The organism is Rikenella microfusus DSM 15922 (assembly GCF_000427365.1).
Lineage (GTDB): Bacteria > Bacteroidota > Bacteroidia > Bacteroidales > Rikenellaceae > Rikenella > Rikenella microfusus.
This window is the reverse complement of record NZ_KE386488.1, coordinates 142447-159827: the sequence shown is the minus strand read 5'-3', so window position 1 is coordinate 159827 and position 17381 is coordinate 142447. Positions and strand designations below refer to the sequence as shown.

Below are 17381 nucleotides of genomic sequence, written 5' to 3'. Positions count from 1 at the left end.
GGGCGAAAAAAGAACAAACGCCCGTCGGCGAAAGATATACAATTAAACCTACGGTTAATTTAGAGATTGTCGTCTTTTGTGTAAACATGCCGGGAGAGGGCGGGGGCGTTATGCGGAACGAGGTAAAAAACGTATCTTTACTCCGCCATGGGAAAATTATACCTGATACCGACCCCGCTCGGGGAAACCGCTTCGTGGGATGTCGCTTTGCCGGCAGGCAACCGGGCGATTATCGACCGTATCGACTGTTTCGTGGTCGAAAATACGCGTACAGCCCGGCGGTTTCTGGCCCGTTGCGGGCTGAGCCGGGCGATCGACGAGATCGTTTTTGCCGAACTGAACGAGCATACGCCGCCCGAAGAGGTAGAGTCCCTGCTGGTTCCTTTGCTGAAAGATGGAAAAGATATGGGCGTTATGTCCGAAGCGGGACTGCCTTGTGTCGCTGATCCCGGGGCCCTGCTGGTCGCCGCGGCGCACCGGCACGGGGCAGAGGTCGTGCCGCTGGCAGGGCCCGGTTCCATCACGTTGGCTCTGATGGCGTCGGGGGCGAACGGACAGTCGTTCGCTTTCAACGGTTATTTGCCTGTCAAACCGCAGGAACGGATCAGGGCTATCCGGCATTTCGAACGCCGTGCCCAGAGTGAAGGGCAGAGTCAGATATTCATCGAGGCGCCTTACCGGAACCGGAAACTTTTCGACGATATGCTCGCTGCGTGTGCGTCCGGGACGATGCTGTGCGTCGCCTGCGATCTGCTGGAACCGGGCCAGTACGTCCGTTCGCAGAGTATCGGAGCGTGGAAAAAGAGCGGGGCGCCTGCTTTCGACAAGCGCCCCGCGATCTTTATCCTTTTCTGATTTCCTTTGCCGTTATCGCCCGAACTCTTTCGGTGCGTGCGGCGACAGGGTGTTTATTCCGTGCCGCCGTCGTCTTCGTCCTCCTCTTTGTCATCGACGACATATATCTTGTACCGCATCGGCTGGTAGGGGAGGATTTCCGGCGTGCTCGACGAGTTGCCGCTGTCTCCGTGCGCCCAGGTGGAGACGGTTACCACTTCGGCGGTTTCCCCTTTCCGCATGTGGGGAACCGCGATGTACAGCACGTTGTTTTCAGAGGCGTTCGATCCGGAAGAGGGGGTCAGCGAGAGAGGTTCGTAGGCCGTTTCGTCGCTGCTGCTGTACACGTTCCATTTCGATGCGACCGTGTCGATGTTCGTCGCGGCCAGGAAACCGTCCATAAAGTATTCTTCGTAATAAACGAGCACGGTCGAGTCTTCGGTAATCGTATCTCCGGCCGGGTTCGGCTGCACGATACGCATGTACATCCCTACCGTGTCGTGCGAATATCCCGTTCCCCAGTGCCGTTGCGCATAACGTTCCACCGAATCGCGTTCCCAGATGAACGGTTGGGTCGTCACCGCCTTGAGCCGCATCTCGAACAGGATCGGGACGGAGGTGTAGCCGGATCCGTTTTCGCCGGCATAACCGCTATTGACGTTCATCGCGGAGGTGTAGCCTTTGTCGTGCGGGATATAGACCCTGACGGAGTCGCCGACGCGCATCCGTTCGAAAGCCTGCCGCAGTCCGTCGCAGAGTTTGGTCGAGGTCGAGGTGTATTGCAGGAAATCGTCGCAGTAGTGTGTCGTATAGGCGAACGATCCGATGCGTTTGGAAATCGAGTCCACGCGCGTGACGAATACGGTTCCGTCCAGTGTCTTGCCGGTATAATTGACGGTCAGCCACGTATAGTTTTCGACGGGTTTGGCTTCGTTTTCCGGTCCCCGTTCGATGTATTCGATGTATATGTCTTTATACGGATTGGCATATGCCGACGGCGCGTATTTGGAGACCCATGCCTCGAATGACTGTCTGGACAGACCTGTGGCGATTTCCTCGGCTTCTCTGGCGCACGACCATCCGACCATGACCGTCGCGACGGCGATAGCCGCCGCATATACCCTTTTTATTCCGTGCATATGGCGTTCTGTTTTCCGGTTGGCCGGGCATGTCCGGCCTCTTTGCTTGTTTTCGGTGGCCGGATTTTCGCCGGACACTCCGCAAAGATAACGTTTTTTCCGATACGGCAAGGCAGGTGCGAGGACCCTCTGGCAGATTCCGGCGGCCGCGTCGGAACGGGGAATATGCTGCCGGGGCCTGCCCGGCGGGCGTATCTCTTTTCGATGGGTTTGCGTCGGACCGTGTGTCGTCCGGGCATTTTCGCGTGCGGGCGGCGTACGGCCCTTTTCAGCGGCGGGGAAAACGAAACGGCTGCTCTCCGCAAAGCGGGAAGCAGCCGTCGGTGTATGGCGCCGGTCGCGTTTCTCAGGCGTCGATGTTGGCGTATTTGGCGTTCCGTTCGATGAATTCGCGGCGGGGCGGCACGTCGTCGCCCATCAGCATCGAGAAGATGCGGTCGGCTTCGGCGGCGCTGTCGATCGTCACCTGGCGCAGGATGCGGGTTTGCGGATTCATGGTCGTTTCCCACAACTGTTCGGCGTTCATTTCGCCCAGACCTTTGTAACGCTGGGTGTGCACGCCTTTGGTGCCGAACTCTTCGATCGTGGCGATGCGCTCTTCGTCGGTCCAGCAGTAGCGCTCCTGTTTCCCTTTCTTGACGAGGTAGAGCGGGGGAGTGGCGATGAAGAGGTGCCCGTTCTGGATGATGTCGGGCATGCGACGGAAAAAGAAGGTCATGATCAGCGTGGCGATGTGGCTCCCGTCTACGTCGGCATCGGTCATGATAATCACTTTACCGTACCGCAGCTTGCTCAAATTCAGAGCTTTGCTATCTTCCTCCGTGCCGATGGTCACTCCCAATGCCGTGAAGATGTTCTTGATCTCCTCGTTGTCGTACATTTTGTGGTCGGTGGCCTTCTCGACGTTCAGGATTTTACCGCGCAGGGGCATGATGGCCTGGAAAGTACGGTCGCGGCCCTGTTTGGCGGTCCCGCCTGCGGAGTCCCCTTCGACGAGGAACATTTCGGTCTTCTCCATGTCACGCGAGGAGCAGTCGGCCAGTTTGCCGGGCAGTCCGGAACCGGAGAGGACGGTCTTGCGCTGCACCAGGTCGCGCGCTTTGCGGGCGGCGGTGCGGGCGGTGGCGGCCAGAATCACTTTCTGGACGATGGCTTTGGCGTCTTTGGGGTTCTCTTCGAGGTAGTTGGTCAGGGCGGCGGAGACGGCGTTGTCCACGGCGCCGGCCACTTCGCTGTTACCCAGTTTGGTCTTGGTCTGACCTTCGAACTGCGGTTCGGCCACTTTCACCGAGATGATCGCCGTCAGCCCTTCGCGGAAGTCGTCGCCGCTGATTTCGAATTTGAGCTTGGCGAGCATGCCGCTGTCTTCGGCGTACTTTTTGAGGGTGCGGGTCAGACCGCGCCGGAAACCGGTCAGGTGCGTGCCGCCTTCGATGGTGTTGATGTTGTTCACGTAGGTGTGCACGTTTTCGCTGAAGCCGGTGTTGTATTGCAGGGCCACCTCGATGGGCACGCCGTCGCGTTCGCCGGTGATGTGGATGGTCTCTTCGATCAGCGGCTCGCGGTTGCCGTCGAGGAACTTGACGAACTCCTTGAGGCCTTCCTGCGAGTAGTAGTTGTCGTGGCGGTATTCGCCGCTCTCTTCGTCTTTCTCGCGCTTGTCGGTGATGTTCAGGTGGATGCCTTTGTTGAGGTAGGCCAGTTCGCGCAGCCGCGAGTTGAGGATGTCGTAGTTGTAAACGGTGGTCTGGGTGAAGATCTCGCCGTCGGGCTTGAAAGTGATGGTGGTTCCGGTGCGGTCGGTGGTGCCGATCACTTCGATGTCGCCCTGCGGCACTCCGCGGCTGAACCGCTGGCGGAAGATTTTGCCCTGCCGGTGCACGACGGCTTCCAGGTCGGTGGAAAGGGCGTTCACGCACGATACCCCCACGCCGTGCAGACCGCCGGATACTTTGTAGGAGCCTTTGTCGAACTTGCCGCCGGCGTGCAGTACGGTGAGCACGACTTCGAGGGCCGATTTCTTCTCCTTGGGGTGGTAGTCGGTGGGGATACCGCGCCCGTCGTCGGTCACGGTGATGGAGTTGTCTTCGTTGATGGTGACGTCGATGGTGGTGCAGTAGCCGGCCATGGCTTCGTCGATGGAGTTGTCCACCACTTCGTAAACGAGGTGGTGCAAACCTTTTTCGCCGGTGTCGCCGATGTACATGGAGGGGCGCTTGCGCACCGCTTCGAGGCCTTCGAGCACTTGGATGCTGCTGGCCGAGTATTCCCCGCTGCCGGGGTTCTTTACTTCTTCGCTCATATGCTGTTGTTGGATCGTTCCGTTTTTTCGGTAACTTACAAAGATAGCAATTTTTCCGGAGTTGTGCAACAGCGGGACCGGATTACGAAAGCCGCCCGCCTTTGCGGGCGGCCGGTGTGTATGGCGGTCGGATTCGAATGAGGCGATCGATTATTCGGTGTACCATGAGGAGTAGGTCAGGTAGTGTTCGGCGTTGAGGGTGATCATGCGGTGCTGCTCCTCCGGTGTCAGGGTTTTGACTTTTTTGGCGGGCACGCCGGCATAGACGCAGCCGGGTTCGCACTCCTGGTTCGAGAGAACGAGGGCGCCGGCGGCGACGATGGTGCCGCTGTGCACGACGGCGTTGTCCAAGAGGGTGGCGCCCATTCCGATCAGGCAGTCGTGTTCGACTCGCGCTCCGTGGACGGTGGCGTTGTGCCCGACGGATACGTTGTCGCCGATTTCGACGACGGATTTCCGGTGGAGGGTGTGGAGCACGGCGCCGTCCTGTATATTGACCCGGTTGCCCAGACGGATGGGGTTCACGTCGCCGCGCAGTACGGCGCCGTACCAGATCGAACAGTCGTCGCCGGTGGTGACATCGCCGATTATGGCGGCGGTTTCGGCGAGGAAGCAGTTTTTCCCGAATTGCGGGGTGAACCCTCCCAGGGGGCGTATCAGTGCCATAGTAGTCTGATTTTGAATGGTTTTAGAACAGAGTTTTACAGTTGGACAGAGATTCCGGACAGCCGGCTGCGGTTTTAGTCTTCATCGTCGTGGGTTTTGGCCTCTTGCCAGAGTGTTTCGAGCTGTTCGGGGGTAAGGCTTTGCAGGGGGACTCCCTGCTTGATGGTTTGTTGTTCCATGTAGCCGAACCGCCGGATGAATTTGCGGTTGGTGCGTTCCAGCGCCAGGTCGGGGTTCACGCCGTAAAGCCGGGCGGCGTTGACTACCGAGAAGAGCAGGTCGCCGAATTCGGCCTCCAGCCGGTCGGTATCCTTGCGGTCGATCTCGGCCTGTACCTCGGCGGTCTCTTCGGCCACTTTGTCCCATACTTCGCTGCGTTCGGGCCAGTCGAACCCGGCGGTGGAGACTTTCTGCTGGATGCGGCACGCCTTGGGCAGGGCCGGCATCCCTTTGGGAACGCCCGAAAGGATGGTTTTGTTGCCGTCTTTTTCTTTTTGTTTCAGGGCTTCCCAGTTCTGCACGACTTCGCCCGCGTTTTTCACGGCTTCGGCGTCGTACACGTGCGGGTGGCGGTAAATGAGCTTTTCGCTCAGGGCGGTCGCCACGTCGCCGATGTCGAACATACCTTCGTCTTGGGCGATTTTGGAATAGAAGACCACATGCAGCAACAGGTCGCCCAGCTCTTTCTTTATATATAAGGGATCGCCTCCCACGATAGCGTCCATCAGTTCGAAGCACTCTTCGATGGTGGCGTTACGCAGCGAGAGCATGGTCTGTTCCCGATCCCAGGGGCATTTCTCCCGCAGTTCGTCCATGATGTCCAGTAGTCGCCCCAGGGCGGCCAGTTTCTCTTCTTTGGTATTCATTGTCTTTCGGTGTGGCGGTTTTTGAAAAGTTGCGTGTCCGGCTTTCCCGGATCTTGTCTTTACGGTACAAAAATAACCCGTTTCGGGGAGACGGAGGTACGCCGACCGGCGGTAAAAATATTTTTAGCCGGTATCGTTTTGATAATAAGACGACTACAAATTTAATGGAAAATTATTCCGAAAAAAGTTTCCGAAATAATTTGGCGGGAAAGGAAAAGTGTTTACCTTTGCACCCGCAACAACGAAAAACACAGACGTTCTTTCAACAGCGGCGTTGCGGGTTTCCGAAAGAAACGGTAAAGTCGCTGAAAAGAAAATCTGAAAAAGTTTTGCGGAATTGAAATTTTGACATATCTTTGCAGCCCGTTTCGACTGAAAGCGCGGTTAAGTCCGCAGGGTAAGGAGAGACGGCAGAACGATATGAAGTTCCTTGAAGTATTGCAGTGTAGTACAAGTAGCGGTTATCGGGCTGAGATGTTATATTTGATGTTTCGGTTACGATGATCGTAGGATCGTTTTTCAGGCGCAAGTTTTGAGAGACGGTTTAAGAAAAGCTTAGTCAATTTTTTTGAAGTTAGTGGAATAAGAGCTAAGGATATGACTTGGAGACAAGTCAGTAAATTTTTTTACTATGGAGAGTTTGATCCTGGCTCAGGATGAACGCTAGCGGCAGGCCTAACACATGCAAGTCGAGGGGCAGCGAGGCGGAAGCTTGCTTCCGCTGTCGGCGACCGGCGCACGGGTGCGTAACGCGTATGTAACCTACCTTATACAGGAGGATAACCCGGAGAAATTCGGACTAATACTCCATAGGTATATTTTCGGCATCGGAGATATATGAAAGATTCATCGGTATAAGATGGACATGCGTGACATTAGCTGGATGGTGAGGTAACGGCTCACCATGGCGACGATGTCTAGGGGTTCTGAGAGGAAGGTCCCCCACACTGGTACTGAGACACGGACCAGACTCCTACGGGAGGCAGCAGTGAGGAATATTGGTCAATGGACGGAAGTCTGAACCAGCCATGCCGCGTGCAGGACGACGGCTCTATGAGTTGTAAACTGCTTTTGTACGAGAATAACGGTATCTACGTGTAGGTAATTGAATGTATCGTACGAATAAGGATCGGCTAACTCCGTGCCAGCAGCCGCGGTAATACGGAGGATTCGAGCGTTATCCGGATTTATTGGGTTTAAAGGGTGCGTAGGCGGCCCGGTAAGTTAGAGGTGAAATTCAGCGGCTTAACCGCAGAACTGCCTCTGATACTGTCGGGCTGGAGAGTAGATGCAGCAGGCGGAATGAGTAGTGTAGCGGTGAAATGCTTAGATATTACTCAGAACACCGATTGCGAAGGCAGCTTGCTAATCTATATCTGACGCTGATGCACGAAAGCGTGGGTAGCGAACAGGATTAGATACCCTGGTAGTCCACGCAGTAAACGATGATAACTCGTTGTCGGCGATACACAGTCGGTGACCCAGCGAAAGCGATAAGTTATCCACCTGGGGAGTACGACCGCAAGGTTGAAACTCAAAGGAATTGACGGGGGCCCGCACAAGCGGAGGGACATGTGGTTTAATTCGATGATACGCGAGGAACCTTAGCCGGGCTTGAAAGTTAGCGACCGCCTTTGAAAGAGGGCTTCTCTTCGGAGCGCGAAACTAGGTGCTGCATGGTTGTCGTCAGCTCGTGCCGTGAGGTGTCGGGTTAAGTCCCATAACGAGCGCAACCCCTGTTCATAGTTACCAGCATGTACGTGGTGGGGACTCTATGAAGACTGCCGGTGTAAACCGCGAGGAAGGTGGGGATGACGTCAAATCAGCACGGCCCTTACGTCCGGGGCGACACACGTGTTACAATGGCCGGTACAGAGGGCAGCGACATAGCGATATGAAGCGAATCTCGTAAAGCCGGTCTCAGTTCGGATTGCAGGCTGCAACTCGCCTGCATGAAGTTGGATTCGCTAGTAATCGCGCATCAGCCATGGCGCGGTGAATACGTTCCCGGGCCTTGTACACACCGCCCGTCAAGCCATGGAAGCCGGGGGTGCCTGAAGTACGTGACCGCAAGGAGCGTCCTAGGGCAAAACTGGTAACTAGGGCTAAGTCGTAACAAGGTAGCCGTACCGGAAGGTGCGGCTGGAACACCTCCTTTCTGGAGTGTTTTTTAATCCCGAACCGTTTCGACGGTCGGGTACGAAAAACACGAAAGGTGGTCTGACCGAGATTATAGACAAGTTTGCAACTGCTCTGCAAATTATCGACTTTTCACCGTAATTTAATTAAACAGACCCGTAGCTCAGTTGGTTAGAGCACTACACTGATAATGTAGGGGTCAGCGGTTCAAATCCGCTCGGGTCTACCAACATATGGAGTTGCTTTGAAACGAAGTACTTTATATTAATGTTCTCGGGGAATTAGCTCAGTTGGCTAGAGCACCTGCTTTGCAAGCAGGGGGTCAAGGGTTCGACTCCCTTATTCTCCACGAACGCGATGCGAATCGCGAAAGTTCATTGACACGTTAGGAAAAGAAAAACGAGTAAGGGTATTCGTCGTAGTGATACGGCGGAGCCTAAAAAAGAAAGTATGCAAGGGCGTACGGGGGATGCCTAGGCTTATGGAGGCGATGAAGGACGTGTTAAGCTGCGAAAAGCGCCGGGGATCTGCAAAAAAGAATCGATCCGGCGATATCCGAATGGGGGAACCCGGCAGTTTGAAGGACTGTCGCTCCGAGTCATCGGAGAGCCAACCCGCTGAACTGAAACATCTAAGTAGGCGGAGGAAAAGAAAGAAAACTCGATTCCCTTAGTAGCGGCGAGCGAAGAGGGAATAGCCCAAACCATGTATGTTACGGCATATATGGGGTTGTAGGACCACGACATGACTTGGACGACGAACTGGAAGGTACTGGAAAGTGCCACCATAGAGGGTGAAAGTCCCGTACAGGTAAGTTAGTTCAACGATAGTGGTATCCTGAGTAGGGCGGGACACGTGAAATCCTGTCTGAATTAGCGGGGACCACCCCGCAAGGCTAAATACTCCCATAAGACCGATAGTGAACCAGTACCGTGAGGGAAAGGTGAAAAGTACCCCGAACAGGGGGGTGAAAAAGAACCTGAAACCGTACGCCTACAACCTGTCGGAGCCCCTTCGTGGGGTGACGGCGTGCCTTTTGCATAATGAGCCTACGAGTTACTCATGACCGGCGAGGTTAAGATTCCGAAGGATCGAAGCCGAAGCGAAAGCGAGTCTGAATAGGGCGCTAAAGTCGGTTGTGGTAGACGCGAAACCTTGCGATCTACCCTTGGCCAGGATGAAGGTGAGGTAGAACTCACTGGAGGTCCGCACCGGTAAACGTTGAAAAGTTTTCGGATGAGCTGAGGGTAGGGGTGAAAGGCTAATCAAGCTGGGAAATAGCTCGTACTCCCCGAAATGCCTTTAGGGGCAGCGTTGACGTAGTATACTGGAGGTAGAGCTACTGATTGGATGCGGGGGCTTCACCGCCTACCAAATCCTGACAAACTCCGAATGCCAGTTATATGATCGTCAGCAGTGAGCCGCCGGGTGCTAATGTCCGGTGACAAAAGAGGAACAACTCAGACCAACAGCTAAGGCCCCCAAACATACGCTAAGTTGAACGAACGATGTGCGACTGCAGCGACAGCTAGGATGTTAGCTTGGAAGCAGCTATTCATTTAAAGAGTGCGTAACAGCTCACTAGTCGAGCGGTTGTGCGTGGATAATAAACGGGCATCAAGCGTATTGCCGAAGCTTTGGACTCCGCACAGGAGTGGTAGGGGAGCATTCTGCCGGCGTCGAAGCGGATTCGTAAGGATCCGTGGAGCTTGCAGAAAAGCAAATGTAGGCATAAGTAACGATAAGGCAGGCGAGAAACCTGCCCGCCGCAAGACCAAGGTTTCCTGATCAACGTTAATCGGATCAGGGTTAGTCGGGCCCTAAGGGCCAGCCGAAAGGCGATGCTCGATGGACAATCGGTTAATATTCCGATACCCTCTTAATTGGCGATGGAGAGACGAAGGAGCGTAAGATCCGCCTACTGACGGAATAGTAGGTTGAAGGCCGTAGGTATAGAGTGAGGTTAATAGCTTCACTTTGCTGAGAGCCGACAGTACAGAGACCCTTCGGGGAATTTGATAGCGATCCCAAGCATGCTTCCGAGAAAATCTTCTAAGCATAACAGTTAAGAGGCCCGTACCGTAAACCGACACAGGTGGTCGAGGAGAGTATCCTCAGGCGCTCGAGTGAGTCACGGTTAAGGAACTAGGCAAAATGACCCCGTAACTTCGGGAGAAGGGGTCCTCGCAGCGATGCGAGGCGCAGCGAAAAGGTCCAGGCGACTGTTTAACAAAAACACAGGGCTATGCAAATTCGAAAGACGACGTATATGGCCTGACACCTGCCCGGTGCCGGAAGGTTAAGAGGGGATGTCATTCGCAAGAAGAAGCATTGAATCGAAGCCCCGGTAAACGGCGGCCGTAACTATAACGGTCCTAAGGTAGCGAAATTCCTTGTCGGGTAAGTTCCGACCTGCACGAATGGTGTAACGATCTGGACACTGTCTCAACCGTGAGCTCGGTGAAATTGTAGTCCCGGTGAAGATGCCGGGTACCCGCAACGGGACGGAAAGACCCCGTGAACCTTTACTGCAGCTTAACGCTGGATTTGGGTACAAGATGTGTAGGATAGGCAGGAGACTATGAAGATGTGTCGCCAGGCATGTTGGAGTCGCCGTTGAAATACTGCCCTTTTTGTGCTCGGGTCCTAACCCGTGAAAGGGGACACCGTTTGGTGGGTAGTTTGACTGGGGTGGTCGCCTCCAAAAGCGTAACGGAGGCTTCCCAAGGTACCCTCAATACGGATGGTAATCGTATGCAGAGTGCAATGGCACAAGGGTGCTTGACTGCGAGACCGACGGGTCGAACAGGTGCGAAAGCAGGGCATAGTGATCCGGTGGTTCCGAGTGGAAGGGCCATCGCTCAAAGGATAAAAGGTACTCCGGGGATAACAGGCTGATCGCTCCCAAGAGCTCATATCGACGGAGCGGTTTGGCACCTCGATGTCGGCTCGTCACATCCTGGGGCTGGAGAAGGTCCCAAGGGTTCGGCTGTTCGCCGATTAAAGTGGCACGCGAGCTGGGTTCAGAACGTCGTGAGACAGTTCGGTCCCTATCTGTTGCGGGCGCAGGAGATTTGAGGGGTTCTGACCTTAGTACGAGAGGACCGGGTTGGACTGACCTCTGGTTTACCGGTTATGCCGCCAGGTGTATCGCCGGGTATCCAAGTCGGGACGGGATAAGCGCTGAAAGCATCTAAGCGCGAAGCCCACCCCAAGATTAGATCTCCCTTGAGGGTCGTAGAAGACGACTACGTTGATAGGCTACAGGTGTATAGGCAGCGATGTCACAGCCGAGTAGTACTAATCGCCCGAACGACTTTCTTGTAAAGTCCCTTACTGGTTTTTCTTGCCACACGTGTCGAACGAACCGTGCGAGCGGTTCAGGTTATAGAAGACTTATCGTCTTCACGGTTTTAGGTGGCAATAGCGACAGGGTCCCACCTCTTCCCATTCCGAACAGAGAAGTTAAACCTGTTAGCGCCGATGGTACTGCAATCATGTGGGAGAGTAGGTCGCCGCCTTCTTCAAGGGGTTCATCGTAATGATGAACCCCTTTTTTATTATCGGCAATACCCTAACCGGATACTCTTTCTGCTCCGCTCCGACAACGGACGCTCCTGATAAAGCCGCCTCGATTCATTACACAGAGCAGAGGCACTTTTTAGTGCCCATAGATTGGGCCGATATTTTTCGGAATGAATTGTTTTCCCGGCACCTGAAAACCGTCCGGTGCGGATCCGAAGCTGGGGCGTCGGATGTTGGGGCAAAATCGTATATAGCTGTTTCCGATTATAACTTTGGTATACCAGACCTGTTCGGCGGTAATTTTCAGCTATCGGCTCAGCGGTGCCGCCTGAATCGAGTATGGCAACCCTAGGTAAAGACCTGAAAGGTTCCGGTGTGAGCCGAAAAAATATCAGTGCGAATGATCGGTACAAAGTATGTAATCGGGTAGCTTTTTGTCATTATATTCGCAATCACTTGCCGTCATACATAAGTCAGCCATGTAAGATCGGCCGAAACCTTTCGCAACACCCGAACCGACTGGGAGTTTTTCAAACAACGATGTCGGTTGTGCCGGATTCCTCCGTACAGAACTTGATTACCGCTTGATGCGGATGAAAGGGGAGAATTTCGTCTGCCGATTTGCCATAATATTCTTTTTTTGTTTTTCCGGAGCCGATAAAGGTTACAAAAAACAAGGCTTTACCGGAAAGGTAAAGCCTTGCGATCGTTTACTTGTCCCGGACGCATCGGACCGACATGCCCGCCGTTCGGTTATAGGCGGTGTTGCTGACTAAGTGGGTACTTCCGCGCCGGATCACCAGATAGTAGGCCGACACGTTCGTCGGTCTTACGGAGGAAGTCCAGCAGTACCCCTCGTCCGTATGGCCGAATGCATGGCTGTTGCCGAGGAGCTGGCCGGTGATGGGATACCAGCCGCCCTTGCCCGTCAGATAGTCGCCATAGTTATTGTGGGAGGAACTCGAGGGCAATGTAGTCCCCGTTCCCCATCCCTCATCGCCGAAGGAGGGAACCTTCCAGCCCGCCGGACACGGATCGAACACGGATTTCCGGGTCGGCGAGGCGGAAACGGCATCCTTGCTGACGATCTCCCCGCCCCACAGATCATACCAGTGAGCCGTGCCGTTGTTGGCGTCGGCCAGCCAGTTCGAGAGGTTCTGTACGCGGACGTGCGGGTTCTCCACGCTCTGTTGCAGGGTATATTGCGTGGTGGACTTATTATAGTCGCTCGGGAATGGCTGTTCGGTCGCCGCATCGCCGTAATAGAGTGCGGTCGAGGTCGATGGGAACGGGTCCTTGCGGCCCCACTGGTAGAGCAGTCCGAAAGACGCGTTCCCGGCTTCCTGGCTGTTGGCCATGGCTCCGAGGTGCCGGTCCATCCACTGCTGGCCCGGATCGGGCGAGTAGGTCGTCACCCACAGGTGCCAACTCCAGAGGATTTTGCCGTTCGAGTTGGTCGCCGCGACGACGGCATTGCCGCTCATCGTGCCCGGAAGCACCAGAATGTAGCCCGTCTTGCCGCGGCCGACGGCCTTTACCAACCGGATGTTCGAGCCTTCGCCCGTTCCCGGCTGCTCGTTCCACACCATGCGGACGCCGAAAGGAGTCTCCTCGCCGAGCACGCTGCCCATACCTTCCTGTTGCGAATAGGTGTTGGCGCGGCCCACCGGAATCAGTATGCCCGTTTTGCCGTTGGGATTCAGCAAATAGGAGTTGGCCTCCTGCTGAGGAATCCCGGATGCCAGCAGGATGCGGAACCGTTTGGGAGCGAATCGCTCGGGCGACGCGGTCGAGGTGATCTCGAAAGTGGCGTGACCGATGTAACGGGTCGGGTTCGTCAGGTCGTCATAGGGCGTGAAGGCGATACTCTCGCCGCTGATCTTGCCGTTGTAGCGGCGATCGATGCTTTCCTGAATGACCGGTCCCGGAGTGCCTCCGGCAGTCTCGTCCACCGCATTCTCGACCATTCGCAACCGATAGGGCGTATTGGCCCGGATGCGGAACGAAGCGTTCTTGCCGTCCATCAGGTAAACTCCGGAGCCGTCGAGCAGCGAAATCCCTTCGGCCGTTTCGGGCAGGGCGTCGTACTCTTTTTGCGAAAGCGTGAGCGTGCGGGCCACGGAACTGCCGTCTTCGCCTTTGACGACGAAGGTGATCGTTTCGCTGCGTGTCCGAAGCGGATTGGCCGGATCGGGCACCAACTCCGCGGGGTCGATCGTGAAGTCCGCCGTCCCGTTGCCGCCGACGATGTCCGCCGTGGGTTCTCCCGCAAAGGGATCGCCAGCGCGATGAACCTCGACCGTAGCCGTAGCAGGACTCCATGTCAGGCGGAACTGTTGCGCCTCGACGTTGCGTGCCGCGAACTCCATCTGGCTGACCTCCTTGCCCGATGCGTCCGTCAAGGCCAGCGAGAGGGACGAATAAGGGTGCTGCACCACTTCGATCCGCCAGTTCATATGTCCGGCCGTAACCGTAATCGCGCCCCGTCGTTCATTATCCGTGTCGTTGGCAGCGACGGTGCAGTTCACCTCCGTATCCCGGCCCGGAGCGCCCGATGCCGGAGAACACGAGAGCCACTCCTGTCCCTCGGCGACCTGTATCCGCCACCCGTCGGGATGGTCGGTTCGTACGGTCAGCACTTGGGAGGAGGCCTCCCGGTAATAGGTCAGTGCTCGGTGACTTACCCCCAGCATGTACTGCCCGTCGTAAACGACGTCTCCTACGGCGGTTTCATCCCAAACGTTTACGCTCGTTTCCAGGTTCGTCGGGCGGGTTTGCAGGGCTTCCTCGCGGGTACCGAAACCCGGTCCGCTGACCTTCAGGATGTTGATGCGGTACCGGTGATTGCGCAGTATGGGCAGATATTGCTGCGAACCGGCGGCGGACTTCGGGGTCAGGAAATCCACGCGGTAGAAGGTCTGCTCCGTCGTATTTCCGATTCCGTAATAGCCGCCGATTACCAGGCATACGCCGTCATCCGCCGATGTTGCGGCGGGAGCTTCCGGCAGGTATATTTCCCGCAGGCAGACGTCCGCTGCCGTTTCCATCTCGTAAATGAGCGGTTCCTCAGCGGGACGCAGCAAATCGGTTCCGTCGGGCAAGGTCGGCCGTACGGCGATGCCTTCCTCCAGATCGGAAAGCTCCGGGACGACGCGTGCCCGCAGTGCCGACCGGTAGACGGCGACGCTTGTCAGCGCGAAGTCGGCGAGGCCGTTCACCGTTTCCGAATCGGGCGCGGAGTCGAACGCCGCGCCCACATCCACACGGGCCAGCGCCCGCAGCAGCCGGATAGGGGAGTGGCCGGTATGGAAATCCACCGGCTGCGCGGAGGCGTCCCGAAGTTCCAGCGCGGCCGATTCGCCCCACATGGGAATCGTCCCGGAACCGGCTGTCGCGTCCCATTTGCCGGGCAGATCGACCAGAAATTCCCGCAGAGCCTCGTCCCGTGAAGTTCCTACGGCGGGCGGGGTGAAATCGTCGAGGTTCGCCAGCAGCACCAGCCGGAATTTTTCGCCGGCTTTGCCCCGGAGCAGATTCACCGTCAGCGTCACGATCCCCTGCCCGTCGGTACTCTCCTTGCGATCGACGACACGGGCCGTGTAGGCGTATCGCTCTCCGTCGCCGTCCGTCCGGAACACCAACAGGTGCAGTGTCCTCAGGCGGTTTTCGTCTTCGGGGCGCATCTGCCTGGTCGCGGCGGGCGGCTCCTGTGCGGGAACGTTCACCCGCATGGCCAGCGTCAGCGTTTCCCGTTCGGTGTCCCGGAGCTTTTCGGTCGTCTTCCCTTTCGAACAGGCCGTCGCGAGCAGTGCCATGGCGATGCCTGACAGAAAAAGTCTGTAACTTGTCCTAATACTCATGGTTCAGAAAGTTTTTGTCCGGATCAGATGCCCGGGCGGATCGGTTCTTCCACCCAGTCCGGTATCTCGATGGCGACATCGACCCGGTTTCCGGTGAAATCGACGCTGATCGGGATGCGCAGCTCTTCCCTGTCCAGCGACACGGAGGGTGTTCGCCGCGTTGCGTCGCCGTCCTGCGTCAGCAGTTCGGCCATGCGCAGGTGAAAAACCTCCTCGCCGCCGGGGATACGGATACCGATCTCCATGGGGGTGTCCTCGTCGAACCGCAATACGTTCAGCTGCGCCGTGTGGACTCCCGGCGCGGCATCCCGTTTCACGACCGGATAGCAGACGGCTCCCGGCGTGCGGCTGGCGTTTTTCGCGAAATCGTAGCCGGTCTCGATGCCTGTCAGCCGGAGTTCGGGGTTGCCCGCGACCGGGTATCGTTCCCCGAACCCCCGGATGTAAAAATCCAGGCCGATGTGGGCACTGCGGAAATCCAGCCGGTGCGAAGTCGTCGTCTTGTCCGCCAGCGCGAACCTTCCGGCCGCATGATAGAGCGGATCGAAGGTCTCGATCCGTCCGGCTCCGGTCATGGCGGTGTGTTGCAGCCGGCAACGGTCGGGGCCTCCGTCGGTCAGTACCGGTCGCGAGTATTCGTCCATGTTTCCCCAACATACCACATGATAATTTCCTGCGGGCAGAATGAACGAAATACCGTGTCCGGACGTTATTTCGGAGGCCGATACCGGGCGTTGGACGACCAGTTCCCCGTGATCGAAAACATAGAGAACCGCCCCGTGGATGTACTCTCCGATTACGTTCCGTTCCCCGTCCGCATCGTAGTACAGGGTCAGAACGGCTCGCGGGCAGTCGTCCGTGTTCTCTTTTATGCATCCCGCCTGCCCGAAGAGCAGCAGGAGGCATAGTGTCGCTTTCAATGTCTTACGCATGGAATCGGATCAGATGCCGGGAATGATCTCTTGCGGAACCCAGGCGACGGGTTCGATCAGTACGGTCAGGTCCGTCTTGTCCATTTCGGGGTCCGTATCGGTCGGGTCTACGACCTCGCCGGTGTTCGGGTCCGTCGAGTTGCGGAACTTGTCGGACAGCGCGGAGAGGTCGAGCTTGTAGATGTAACCTCCCTGCATGCTCTCCATGAAGTCGCTGCCGGTGGCCGTCTTGTAGCGGTTGATCGTAAAGTAGCCGGTATGTACGCCGGGATTTTTGCCTTCGATCGACTTGTACTCCACCTGGATAATGATGTGCGGAAGGCTGGTGACGCCTGTCATGGGAAAGACCTGGTAGGCGGCGCATTTCTGCCGGTTGCCGAAAGCGTCGCGGTTATCGTCGCTCACGGCGTCTTGCATGACGGCAGGCAATTTTTCCCAGGCGAAAGCCTCCGTCGCGCCCTGCTTCTTGTAGAGCTGGAGCGTCGAGGCTTCGTTTTCGAGTTTGTAGTTATTGCAGTAGACATTCAGTACCTTGACATATTCGTAGTTTTGGGTCTGATCGGGATCGGTCGGCTTGGGATCGATCTTTCCGAATACCTCGATGCGGGCCAATTGGGCCTGAGGAGTCAGCGTCACTTTGGATTGAGCGCCCGACGTGGTGATCGGCGCGACGGGCGAGAGAAGCGGAATCGTCTCCTTGAATGCCTTCGCATCGCTGCCGTCCGCGTTCATACTCTGATAGGAGAGGATGTTTTTGCCTTTTTCGTTCACGGCATCGTTGCCGGCCATGCTGATGAACAGCGTATTGCTCGGCACTTGGAGCGAAAGTCCGTCCGCGCTCCGGGCTTTGGCGATATCGTCCGGACTCAGAAAACGGTTGGCGAACGGTTTGATATCGGCTGCCTCGTAATAATAGAGCGTGGCCGAGGTGACCGTCGGCGAAACTTCTCCGATCGGGTTTTCCACGGCGCGGGTCTGGATCTGCGGACTCGTCAGCTTCAGGGAGACGGCCTTGGTTTCGACCGGGGCGGTTTCGTTGGGCTTTTTGTTGCAACTTACCAACATCATAAATGCACACGCGCCCAAAATTGCAGTTCTGCGTTTCATAGCTTGTAAAA

Annotated in this window: 8 protein-coding genes, 2 tRNA genes and 3 rRNA genes; 6 read left to right on the top strand and 7 right to left on the bottom strand. The window is 56.4% G+C overall.

Annotation, left to right across the window (positions count from 1 at the left end):
- The first annotated feature begins 147 nt into the window (after positions 1 to 147).
- Positions 148 to 855 carry an SAM-dependent methyltransferase gene (locus tag RIKMI_RS0101510; protein WP_027290188.1) on the top strand — a complete coding sequence of 236 codons (708 nt, stop codon included), beginning with the start codon at positions 148 to 150 and terminating at the stop codon, positions 853 to 855.
- A 53-nt stretch (positions 856 to 908) separates the two neighbouring features.
- On the opposite strand, the gene RIKMI_RS0101505 is transcribed toward RIKMI_RS0101510, so the two are convergent.
- The 4 genes from RIKMI_RS0101505 to mazG form a co-directional block, all read right to left on the bottom strand.
- The gene (locus RIKMI_RS0101505; protein ID WP_147288453.1) at positions 909 to 1973 is read right to left on the bottom strand and encodes an FKBP-type peptidyl-prolyl cis-trans isomerase; all 1065 of its coding nucleotides are present in this window, start codon (positions 1971 to 1973) and stop codon (positions 909 to 911) included.
- 346 nt (positions 1974 to 2319) lie between these two features.
- Entirely contained in the window at positions 2320 to 4275 is a 1956-nt protein-coding gene (gene gyrB / locus RIKMI_RS0101500; protein WP_027290186.1) for a DNA topoisomerase (ATP-hydrolyzing) subunit B, read from the bottom strand.
- A gap of 150 nt (positions 4276 to 4425) precedes the next feature.
- Positions 4426 to 4941, bottom strand: a complete 516-nt coding sequence (locus RIKMI_RS0101490; RefSeq protein ID WP_027290185.1) for a gamma carbonic anhydrase family protein — start codon at positions 4939 to 4941, stop codon at positions 4426 to 4428.
- Between the two features lie 74 nt (positions 4942 to 5015).
- A complete protein-coding gene (gene mazG / locus RIKMI_RS0101485; RefSeq protein ID WP_027290184.1) occupies positions 5016 to 5807 on the bottom strand; it encodes a nucleoside triphosphate pyrophosphohydrolase in 792 nt (263 codons plus the stop codon).
- A 628-nt stretch (positions 5808 to 6435) separates the two neighbouring features.
- Here mazG and RIKMI_RS0101480 point away from each other — a divergent pair.
- The 5 genes from RIKMI_RS0101480 to rrf all read left to right on the top strand — a co-directional run bounded on the left by RIKMI_RS0101480 (position 6436) and on the right by rrf (position 11470).
- A 16S ribosomal RNA gene (locus RIKMI_RS0101480) occupies positions 6436 to 7965 on the top strand.
- A 133-nt stretch (positions 7966 to 8098) separates the two neighbouring features.
- Positions 8099 to 8175: transfer RNA gene (locus RIKMI_RS0101475), tRNA-Ile, on the top strand.
- 46 nt (positions 8176 to 8221) lie between these two features.
- Positions 8222 to 8295, top strand: a tRNA-Ala gene (locus RIKMI_RS0101470).
- A 93-nt stretch (positions 8296 to 8388) separates the two neighbouring features.
- Positions 8389 to 11271, top strand: a 23S ribosomal RNA gene (locus tag RIKMI_RS0101465).
- An 88-nt stretch (positions 11272 to 11359) separates the two neighbouring features.
- Positions 11360 to 11470, top strand: a 5S ribosomal RNA gene (rrf, locus tag RIKMI_RS0101460).
- The 16S, 23S and 5S rRNA genes sit together here with 2 tRNA genes alongside, the layout of an rRNA operon.
- A 711-nt stretch (positions 11471 to 12181) precedes the next feature.
- Here rrf and RIKMI_RS0101450 read toward each other — a convergent pair.
- Genes RIKMI_RS0101450 through RIKMI_RS0101440 form a run of 3 tightly spaced genes read right to left on the bottom strand, consistent with a single transcriptional unit; the run spans position 12182 to position 17370 of the window.
- Positions 12182 to 15331, bottom strand: a complete 3150-nt coding sequence (locus RIKMI_RS0101450; RefSeq protein WP_084135134.1) for a BACON domain-containing protein — start codon at positions 15329 to 15331, stop codon at positions 12182 to 12184.
- A 23-nt stretch (positions 15332 to 15354) separates the two neighbouring features.
- Positions 15355 to 16263, bottom strand: coding sequence for a FimB/Mfa2 family fimbrial subunit (locus RIKMI_RS0101445; RefSeq protein ID WP_027290182.1), 909 nt, complete (start codon positions 16261 to 16263; stop codon positions 15355 to 15357).
- Positions 16264 to 16272: 9 nt separating this feature from the next.
- A complete protein-coding gene (locus tag RIKMI_RS0101440) occupies positions 16273 to 17370 on the bottom strand; it encodes a hypothetical protein (protein WP_156877450.1) in 1098 nt (365 codons plus the stop codon).
- Between the last annotated feature and the right edge of the window lie 11 nt (positions 17371 to 17381).

Excerpts from the sequence above, each read along its gene's own strand:
- RIKMI_RS0101510 (WP_027290188.1), top strand. The coding sequence starts at position 148 with ATGGGAAAATTATACCTGATACCGACCCCGCTCGGGGAAACCGCTTCG.
- RIKMI_RS0101505 (WP_147288453.1), bottom strand. The coding sequence starts at position 1,973 with ATGCACGGAATAAAAAGGGTATATGCGGCGGCTATCGCCGTCGCGACG.
- gyrB (WP_027290186.1), bottom strand. The coding sequence starts at position 4,275 with ATGAGCGAAGAAGTAAAGAACCCCGGCAGCGGGGAATACTCGGCCAGC.
- RIKMI_RS0101490 (WP_027290185.1), bottom strand. The coding sequence starts at position 4,941 with ATGGCACTGATACGCCCCCTGGGAGGGTTCACCCCGCAATTCGGGAAA.
- mazG (WP_027290184.1), bottom strand. The coding sequence starts at position 5,807 with ATGAATACCAAAGAAGAGAAACTGGCCGCCCTGGGGCGACTACTGGAC.
- RIKMI_RS0101450 (WP_084135134.1), bottom strand. The coding sequence starts at position 15,331 with ATGAGTATTAGGACAAGTTACAGACTTTTTCTGTCAGGCATCGCCATG.
- RIKMI_RS0101445 (WP_027290182.1), bottom strand. The coding sequence starts at position 16,263 with ATGCGTAAGACATTGAAAGCGACACTATGCCTCCTGCTGCTCTTCGGG.
- RIKMI_RS0101440 (WP_156877450.1), bottom strand. The coding sequence starts at position 17,370 with ATGAAACGCAGAACTGCAATTTTGGGCGCGTGTGCATTTATGATGTTG.